We start from the raw sequence: 8,892 nt of genomic DNA, 5'->3' as shown, positions 1-8,892 counted from the left end.
CAACTATGCTTCTGCTTCCAGTTTCACAGGTGTACTTGCAAAAATGTTCAGTTGATTTGCCTTGAATAAAAATATTTTCCGTAAGACAGACTTTTAGATTAAAGGTTACCGAGAATAACTTGACACATACCAATTTGAAAAGTAAGTTGTGAAAACTAAGTAGATATGTTACATTTCGAAAAAGTGGATTAACGTGAAATTAAACATGACATCATGCATAGAGAGTAGCGACTGACCTAGTCCTCTTAAATATGAAAGCCTTATCAATGAAGGGAAATGATAAATGAACGAAGGTGTGTTGTTAGAAGAGGAAACCGAATTGAATTAGATGGGAGAGAATAAATTGAAAAAAGATAAAGCATATAAGAGAATAATGATATTATCTATAACTGCTCTTATTATTTTCATATTGCAGTTTGCTCTAAGCTTTGTTCAAACGTTTATCCTTTTATACCTAACGACTTTTTCGATGTTGTTGTTTTTACCCGACTGGCTTAAAGATAAAGAAATGGGAAAAAGTAGCAAATTTATCCTCTATTTTATTTCCATATTAATCATGTTATCCTTTATTATTCCTCACTACGGCTCCACTACTACCACCCATTATATTTTACGGCATTGGGTTATAGTGAATTTAATTGCAGTATGCCTAGAATTATTACATAGTGCCATAAAGCGAATTGTAAATAAATTTAAAAAGAAGAAACAACGAACTTAATTTAGAGTCAAAGGAGAAGCTATGAAGTATTTAACAAAAGAATGGTACGACTTATGTCAGCGAACAGACCTTTATTTTGGATTGAGAGTACATAGCGGAGCTGAGAGTTATAGTGATGCTCTTTATAAACGTCTATATAAAAGAAAAGAGAAAGAATTCTTAGACTTGGAGCGTGACATTTATGATGTCGATCCACGTTTTATGTTGGAACAAGACGGAAGCACATTTGTATCTTTAGACGCATGTATAAATGAGGAAGACATAAGTGAAGAAGACCAGATGATTTATCAGATGTCTTTGGAAGAAAAAGAACATATACAACAACTGATTGAGGAGTATGAAAGTCGTCCGCCTCTTAATGAAGGACAGTGCAGAGAAAAATTTAGATTGAGTCAAGAATCAGAAATAAGAGAAACAATTAACCGACTGCCTCATAACATCTATCAACAGATTGCAGATGTACGGGTATTTTGCTTAGGTTACTGTACTAAGGACATGTTAAGGCAGTTAAAGGATCTCAGTGAAGAAAATGAAAAGAAGATGAACCGGGTTTTAAAAGATTACTACAAAGCCCAAGAAGAAGAGCTTGTACCAAATGCTATCAAAGACCATTTCGATTTTCACGATTGCGAAATGATAAAGGTAGCAGTTAGTGAAACAGATATGGTCATGCACTTAGATACTAGTGGAGGATTCACCAGTTTTAATAAGGTCGCTTTTACTGCACCTGAAGTAATAAAACAAGAAGGTCCCATCAACGGAAAGATATGGTTGTACGAAGAACTTTACCGTACGGAAGTCGGTTATGAGGTCCATATTCTATTTTCGGGTGATGGGCTGTTTGAACTTATTCTTCGCTGCACTGATATAAGAATTGAAGAAATATGAAGACAAGTTATTTTCTTTAGTTGTTTTTGATAGTTGCCTATTGTATTTAATAGAGAGGAGATTATTCATGTTAAGAAAAGTAAAAGTTGAGAACGGTTTTATTCAAGGGTTGCCTGCTGCGGATCCTCGCGTCACGTCTTTTAAAGGCGTGCCTTTTGCTGCACCACCTGTTGGAAAAAATAGATGGCGTGCGCCTCAACCCGCTGCTGATTGGGAAGGGGTTCTAAAGGCGTTTGAGTTCGCTCCTATATCTATGCAAGCAACACCGGGTTTAAACAAAGAAGATTTTTATGCACGGGAATGGCATGTGGATCCTGAAGTGCCTATGGATGAAGATAATCTTTACCTTAATATTTGGACACCGGCTTCCAGCGCAGATGAAAAGCTACCTGTTTATGTTTGGATTTTTGGTGGGGGATTCCAATACGGCTATACATCTGAAATGGAATTCGACGGTGAACGATTAGCTCGTAGAGGTGCAGTCATTGTCACAGTAAACTACCGACTGAATTCATTCGGCTTTTTAGCCCATCCAGACATCACTGCTGAGGCTCCGGATGCACCAACTAACTTCGGTTTACTCGACCAAAAAACCGGTATGGAGTGGGTCAAGCGCAACATCCACGCATTTGGAGGTGATCCTGACAACATCACAATCGGTGGTCAGTCCGCAGGTGGGGGTAGTGTGATGCATCACCTAACTGCGCCTCAAAATGAAGGTCTATTTAATAAAGCTGTTGTTCTAAGTGGTATGTTTGCGAGTGTCTATAAAAATCAGCGTATGCCAGGGAGTGGAAAAACCTTATCGCAAGTGGAAGAAGAAGGGGTTAAGTTTTTTGATTTCTTAGGGGTGTCATCCTTGGAGGAAGCACGTGAGCTTGATGGTGAATACCTTCGCCAAAAAGCTTTAGAATATGGGCAATTCTGGGGGCCGGTTGTTGACAAGCAATTTGTTATGGGGGACACACTTAAACTCTTTATGGAGAATAAGCGGTTAATGGTTCCCGTTTTACTAGGCCATACCTCATCTGAATTTTATAGCGCTCCAACTGTTTCGAGTTTAGAAGAATTTGAAGAAATGGCACGTGAACTATTTGGTTCCGATGCGGACGACTATTTGAAACGATGCGCTATCGAGTCTGGTGATTTAGAAGAAGTCATCGAGAACGCCTCATTCCGAACGATTGAGTACGCTAATCGCCTTGTCGGGCAAGCTAATTCCGATAGTGGCGCCAATACGCCTCTTTACTATTATAATTTTGATCCAGAAATACCAGGAGATGATAATGCAGGAACCTTCCACTCAGCCGATTTGTGGTTTTTCTTTGAAACCTTAGCTAAAGCATGGAGACCTTTTGTTGGCAAGCACTATGACCTTGCTCGTCAGATGAGCAACTATTTGGTGAACTTTATTTCAACTGGAGACCCTAACGGTAAAGAATCTACAGGGGAAGACATGCCAAAATGGGAGCCCTATACAGCCGAAGGGCCATATGGAATGGTATTTGGAGATAAGGCTGAGTTCGTAAAAGAACAACCAGATGACCTAATGGCCTTTCTCATTAAGCATTATTTCAGGAGTGAAAGTCATGGTTAACGAAAACATTAACGGGATAGACATCCTTATCCCGGATGATTGTGATAATGCACCAAGAAGACTAACTTTAGTAAATATTTACAAAGCTATAGCTAGTAAAGATGAAGAATTTATAGCTGATCACATAATGAGTGACGTTGTCTGGGACCTTATTGCTAAAAATAAACGTGTAGGGATAAGTGAAACAATAACTTATTTCAATGAATTGGTGGACACTAAAATGATAAAGATTGAAATAAATACTGTACTAACTCACGGACGATACGGTGCAGTCAATGGTTGCTTTATTTTCAAAGAGAAACCTAGCATGGCTTTTTGCGACATGTATACCTTCTCCAGTGCTGCTAAAAGTGGGAAAGTCATAAGCGTCGCTTCTTATGTCATAAAAAAAGAATAACTGAATACCGATGAGAGAGTCTTTTTACATAAAAAGCTCTTTTTTTGCAACATAATTCCTTTAAATAGTGTATGATTAAGGAAATTTATGATGCTTAAACGGAAAGGCTATCTCTATAGCCTTAATGATAAGGAGAGTACATAATGGAGTTTAAAATAGATGGAAAGTATCCTGTCTTAACATGTCTATTGAATCGGGGCGAGACCATAGTGACTAGCTCGGGGAATATGTCTTGGATGACACATGGTTTTGAGATGGAAACGTCTAGCCGTGGTGGTTTATTTAAAGGATTCACAAGAGCAGTGACTGGAGAGGGTATGTTTCAAAACCGATATACGGCAGTACGCGATCAGCAAGAAATAGCCTTTGCCTCTTCTTTACCCGGAGAAATCGTCCACATCAATATGAACGGGCAGTCGTTCATGGCTCAAAAGAATGCTTATCTCGCTTCTACAGAAGGAGTTGATTTTGAAGTGGCTCTTACTAAAAAGTTTTCTGCGGGTTTTTTGGGAGGGGAAGGCTTCGTCCTTCAGAAGTTTTCAGGATATGGCGACTTGTTTCTAGAAGGCGATGGATCGTTAATGGAGTATTACTTAACATCTGGAGAAGGGCTTTTGGTAGAACCCGGGCATGTCTTTCTTTTTGATGACAGCGTTGACTATGCTATTGAGACGATTAAGGGGTTTAAAAATCTGATGTTTGGCGGAGAAGGGGCTTTCCTAGTCAAATTAACTGGACCGGGCAAAGTTGTTTTGCAAACGATGCCGATCAGTACACTAGCTTCAAAAATCGTTCCTTTTGTTCCAACGAGTAACTAGAAGCACTTAGTGGAATTTTGTTGATGTCATTTAGCATGTGGCAAAGGACGACATAGAAAGAGATGAATGTTTTATGAGAGAAGTCATTGCTTTTTTGTACCGTTTAACCATTCTTGCCGTGTTGGGTAGTGTAGTGGGGTGTCAATCAATACCCACGGATCCGAATGAGTCTCCCTCTCAAAGCCAAATTGATGAAGGGCAGTATACAGTTGAACGAGAAGGTGAGGAGGTAGCCGATAATGAAACAATAGATGAATCCCCATCGGTTTTTTTAAAAGAAGATATCTTTGAACCAAGCAGCACAGCTGTATTAGTTAATAAGCAACACCCTTTGAGTGATAGTTATGAACCTGACGATTTGGTTTTGGTCGAGGTCCCTACTGTGTTGGAAAGTGTTGAAATTAGACAATTAAGACAAGTGGCTGCCGACTCACTTAAAGAGATGTTTGATGCAGCTGAAGAAGAGGGTATCATTCTTCTTGCTCGATCAGGCTACCGGTCTTACCACACTCAAGTACAATTGTTTAACAATTATGTTGAGCAACATGGAGAAGAGGCAGCGAATCGTTATAGTGCACGTCCTGGTGAAAGTGAGCACCAAACTGGTTTAGCTATGGATGTGACGAGTGAGAGCGTGGCTAAAGAACTGACAGAAGCATTCGGTGAAACAGAAGAAGGATTATGGGTTAAAGAGAACGCTCATCATTTTGGTTTTATCATCAGATACCCTGAAGGAAAAGAAAGTATCACAGGTTATATTTACGAACCTTGGCACTTGCGCTATTTAGGACAAGAACTGGCTACAGCTGTTTATGACAGTGGGTTAACTTATGAGGAGTTTTTAGTGGAAGAGGGGATAGATAGTGAGATCCACCAATAGAAAAAAACGTCGGGTCCATGCTTTAAATCGTTTGCTAGTATTGATGGGGTTAATGATTCTCATCTTGCTGTTAGGATTATTTACTCTGAACTTTATTGCCGGGGATGAAGAAGTAACAAATGGAGAGCCTTCCGTAACAGAAAGCGAACCGACCTTTAACGAAGGGGAACCAGAAGAACCAGCAACAGAAGTAACGGAAGATGAACCAGAAGACAAGCCAAGTGATGTTGTGACGATTGTCCATATATCAGCTGTTGGGGATGTGATGGGACATGCCCCTCAACTTGAAAGTGCATTCGATTCGGCGACAAATGACTACAACTTTCACTCTGTATTTGAAGATGTGAAGCCAATACTTGATGAAGCAGATTTGGCGATGGCTAATTTAGAAACAACTTTAGCTGGTCCCTCAAGACCGTATATTGGGTATCCCACTTTTAATACACCTGATGCTATGGTTGATGCTCTCATTTATGCCGGGTTTACTACCCTAATCACTGCGAATAACCATAGTCTAGATACTCATTCGGAAGGTCTAAGAAGAACGGTAGAGGTCATCAATGAAAAAGGGATAGATGCGGTAGGTACTTATGCAAGTGAACCCGAATCGAGAGTATTGATTAAAGAGATAAACGGTATTAAACTAGCTATTTTAGGCTACACTGAACATGCAAATGGACTAGAGGCTTTATATGCTGACTCGGAATTAGAGAATATGATTAATTTAATAAATGAAGAGCAACTCATAAAAGATATTGAGGAAGCAAATGCGCTCGAACCAGACTTAATCATGTCCTATATGCACTGGGGTCAAGAATATGCAGACGAACCAAATGACTTTCAAGTTCATTACGCCAACCTACTGACACGAGAAGGTGTGGATATTATTTTAGGCAGCCACCCTCATGTTATTCAACGGGCTGAAATGCTCGAAGTAGATGGAAACGAGTCGTTTGTTATTTACTCCATGGGTAACTTTGTTTCCAATCAAAGAAGAGAAACGTTGGGAGAAGGTTACGAAGCAACAGAAGACGGTGTGATTATTAATTTTGAGATTCACAAAAATCAAACAACTAATGAGACGACAATTGAAGCTATTCGATTTGTACCCACCTGGGTTTATAGAAATAAAGAGGAAGGGGATGCAAGGTTTACGTACCGTATATTGCCAATTGAACGTTACCTTGAAAACCCAGATTTGCCGGAGGCATTCAATAACTCAGCCAAAGAGTCATACGACAGAACAATGAACCGACTAAGCTTTGAGTAAAAACTATGAAAAGGATTGAAACAAATTAAATATCATATAAGCCATGCAAAAAAACGAACAGTGTTATTTGTGGTTTAAATAATTATAGGGCGACTATTACCTCTCGCCACGTAATCATTTGACCATCATTTAACTATACTGTTCGTTTTTTATTTATATTAAATAGAAAATTCAGAAGAGCCTTTTTCGGTTAGTTCAAAAGGTCCAGGCGTACTGGCCTGTTGGGTTCTTTCGACACCAAAAAAGTCAGTGTCAAAACGGTAAGGTGTGCCATCAGGCTGCTCAAAATTCATGTCAGCATGGTAGGTTTTACCAAGTAATTTTGTATCAACAATCAAATCAGAGGCTGCTAGAAGCGTTTCAGTATCTAAAACAGTAACATGCACGCTTCCTTCTTTTGGGTTAACCTCTACTTTAATGCCTTCTTCTTCAACTTTAATCGTCTTGGAGTCATGCTGACTTGGAACGGAATGATTCAAGTAGGCATTTCTACCCATAGCAACAGGTAACACCGCATTGCCAATTAAGAAATCATTTGCAGCATCTCCTAAATCAGCTAATTCCTCTTGCGTGTATTCCCACCATTTTTTATCTTTAACGTTTGGGTGGTTATTGTACCCACCAAGACCGATAGGGTGTAAGTAGCAAATAGAATCTTCAGGAACACCGTCCATTACAGCTTTTCCACCTTCTTCTGTTTCAGTTCTAGGTTTAAGCGGAAGGTGCTCAAAGAAGCTAATAGGAACAGGTTCCTTATTTGTTTCTTTATTGCCTAGGAAGATATTATTATAATACCTGTCATCGCCTCCCGTGATATTAGAGTAGCCAGCCATAGCTGTCTCATGAGGGAAATGATAAGGTGTGGTACGGGTTATTTCTGATTGAACGACGAATTGACCTGCAAACAAGTTATGAATAAAGGCGCCACCCTGAGCCATATCTCTGAAATTCATTGGAGAAAGGAATAGGTTGTGATCAACGATATAAGGACCGTGGCACACTTCAAAGAATAAGTCTTCAGATAAATTATCGAAAAAGGTATTACGGCTGATTCGTGTCCCTTGTGCTTGCCAGTCAAGCCATAGACCACGGTAAGCGCTATAGATTTTATTATCAGTAATCTGAGTGTCCAAAGCTGCATGAAGTTTAATACCACCTACTTCAGCACCATGTCTGAGACGCTTATGGTGAATATTATAAATAGTGTTATGGGAAATCTCACTGAAAGCTGCGCCCATGTGTCCAACAATACCTGCTTGTTCACAATCATGAATACTGTTCCCACGAACGATATGGCTGCCGACGTTATCTTTATGCCATCCGGATCGTAAAGCTCTCAAAATAACTTCTTGTTCCCGTTGGGTACCGCCTTTGCTTTGTTTGTCTGCATGACCCGTACCTATTTCTGTACCTAAACTGATGCCCACGTTTTTAGATTCGCTAATGGTATTGTTTTCAATTACCCAGCCATTACTCCAATGAGGGCCGATTAAGCCTTCTTGGAATTCAGTAGGCGCTGCCCATTGAGGAGAAGCCTGACGTAGGGTAAATCCGCTGACCGTTATATAGTTAAGTCCTGGTTTTTCTGGCCAGAAGCAATGAGGGCGAACGTTGATTTCTACATTTTCTTCTCTAGGATCTTTTCCACCAAAGTTAGCCCATATTTTAGTTGTCTCTTCACCGACCTCGGCATACCAAGTCAAAAGAGAGTCCTCTTTGTACTTCGCTTCAGACCATATTTTAGGTTTATGTACCTCTTCCAGGCTACCGCATTCATATAAGGATTTGTGATCCAAATAAACATCACCCAAGTGTGCGGTCAAGTCTCCATCGAATAGCCAATCGCCACTCAATTCGACTTCAAAAGGATTACGAACAGAAAAAAGCTTATTATCTACTTCTGTACTCCACACATCGTCGCCTTCAGCTTGCCAATCAGAAACAGGTTCTGCTCCTGTAATAACCACTTCGCCGTCTCCCGCCGATTGATAAGTTATTCTTTGTTCTTCCGTTCCGCCATTAGCAGGGTTAACCCATTCTCTATAAACCCCAGTGTGCACAATAACTGTGTCACCTGGTTTCGCTAAAGCGGCAGCGTGTGATATCGTACGAAAAGGTTGATCCGTTGTACCTTTCGCTTGATCATTACCTTGTATGGATACATGATAGTCCATTAAAACACTCCTTTCTTAATAGTCGTTCTCTAGTTCATTTTATCTAGATAATCAGACGACTATATGTATTATCACTAGTGTTGCATTAAAAATTTAACTGTTTCATGATATAAAAAAGTCCTTTATAATGGGGTTGGATGACTTATCCAA

General features: G+C 39.8%; 8 protein-coding genes. 7 read left to right on the top strand and 1 reads right to left on the bottom strand.

Features of this window, described 5'->3' with window-relative positions:
* The first annotated feature begins 343 nt into the window (after positions 1 to 343).
* The 7 genes from C3945_RS11320 to C3945_RS11290 all read left to right on the top strand — a co-directional run bounded on the left by C3945_RS11320 (position 344) and on the right by C3945_RS11290 (position 6,568).
* Positions 344 to 718 carry a hypothetical protein gene (locus C3945_RS11320; RefSeq protein ID WP_161879761.1) on the top strand — a complete coding sequence of 125 codons (375 nt, stop codon included), beginning with the start codon at positions 344 to 346 and terminating at the stop codon, positions 716 to 718.
* 21 nt (positions 719 to 739) lie between these two features.
* Positions 740 to 1,606 (top strand): DUF4085 family protein, encoded by an 867-nt coding sequence (locus tag C3945_RS11315; protein ID WP_161879760.1) that lies wholly within the window; start codon positions 740 to 742, stop codon positions 1,604 to 1,606.
* Positions 1,607 to 1,673: 67 nt separating this feature from the next.
* Positions 1,674 to 3,203, top strand: coding sequence for a carboxylesterase/lipase family protein (locus C3945_RS11310; protein ID WP_161879759.1), 1,530 nt, complete (start codon positions 1,674 to 1,676; stop codon positions 3,201 to 3,203).
* Positions 3,196 to 3,600, top strand: coding sequence for a hypothetical protein (locus C3945_RS11305; protein ID WP_161879758.1), 405 nt, complete (start codon positions 3,196 to 3,198; stop codon positions 3,598 to 3,600). The genes C3945_RS11310 and C3945_RS11305 overlap by 8 nt, the downstream gene beginning before the upstream one ends.
* Positions 3,601 to 3,743: 143 nt before the next feature.
* Positions 3,744 to 4,418 (top strand): TIGR00266 family protein, encoded by a 675-nt coding sequence (locus C3945_RS11300; protein ID WP_161879757.1) that lies wholly within the window; start codon positions 3,744 to 3,746, stop codon positions 4,416 to 4,418.
* Between the two features lie 73 nt (positions 4,419 to 4,491).
* Positions 4,492 to 5,298: a M15 family metallopeptidase gene (locus C3945_RS11295; RefSeq protein WP_161879756.1), complete on the top strand. Its 807-nt coding sequence runs from the start codon at positions 4,492 to 4,494 to the stop codon at positions 5,296 to 5,298.
* On the top strand, positions 5,282 to 6,568 hold the full coding sequence (locus C3945_RS11290; RefSeq protein WP_161879755.1) for a CapA family protein: 1,287 nt from the start codon (positions 5,282 to 5,284) through the stop codon (positions 6,566 to 6,568). Before C3945_RS11295 ends, C3945_RS11290 begins: the two co-directional genes overlap by 17 nt.
* Positions 6,569 to 6,726: 158 nt before the next feature.
* On the opposite strand, the gene C3945_RS11285 is transcribed toward C3945_RS11290, so the two are convergent.
* Positions 6,727 to 8,742, bottom strand: a complete 2,016-nt coding sequence (locus C3945_RS11285) for a right-handed parallel beta-helix repeat-containing protein (protein WP_161879754.1) — start codon at positions 8,740 to 8,742, stop codon at positions 6,727 to 6,729.
* Positions 8,743 to 8,892 lie beyond the last annotated feature (150 nt).

The sequence above is a fragment of the Alkalibacterium sp. MB6 genome, from assembly GCF_009935905.1.
In the GTDB taxonomy this organism is placed as follows: domain Bacteria; phylum Bacillota; class Bacilli; order Lactobacillales; family Carnobacteriaceae_A; genus Alkalibacterium.
The sequence above is the reverse complement of the archived record's forward strand: the minus strand, read 5'-3'. Positions and strand labels throughout refer to the sequence as shown.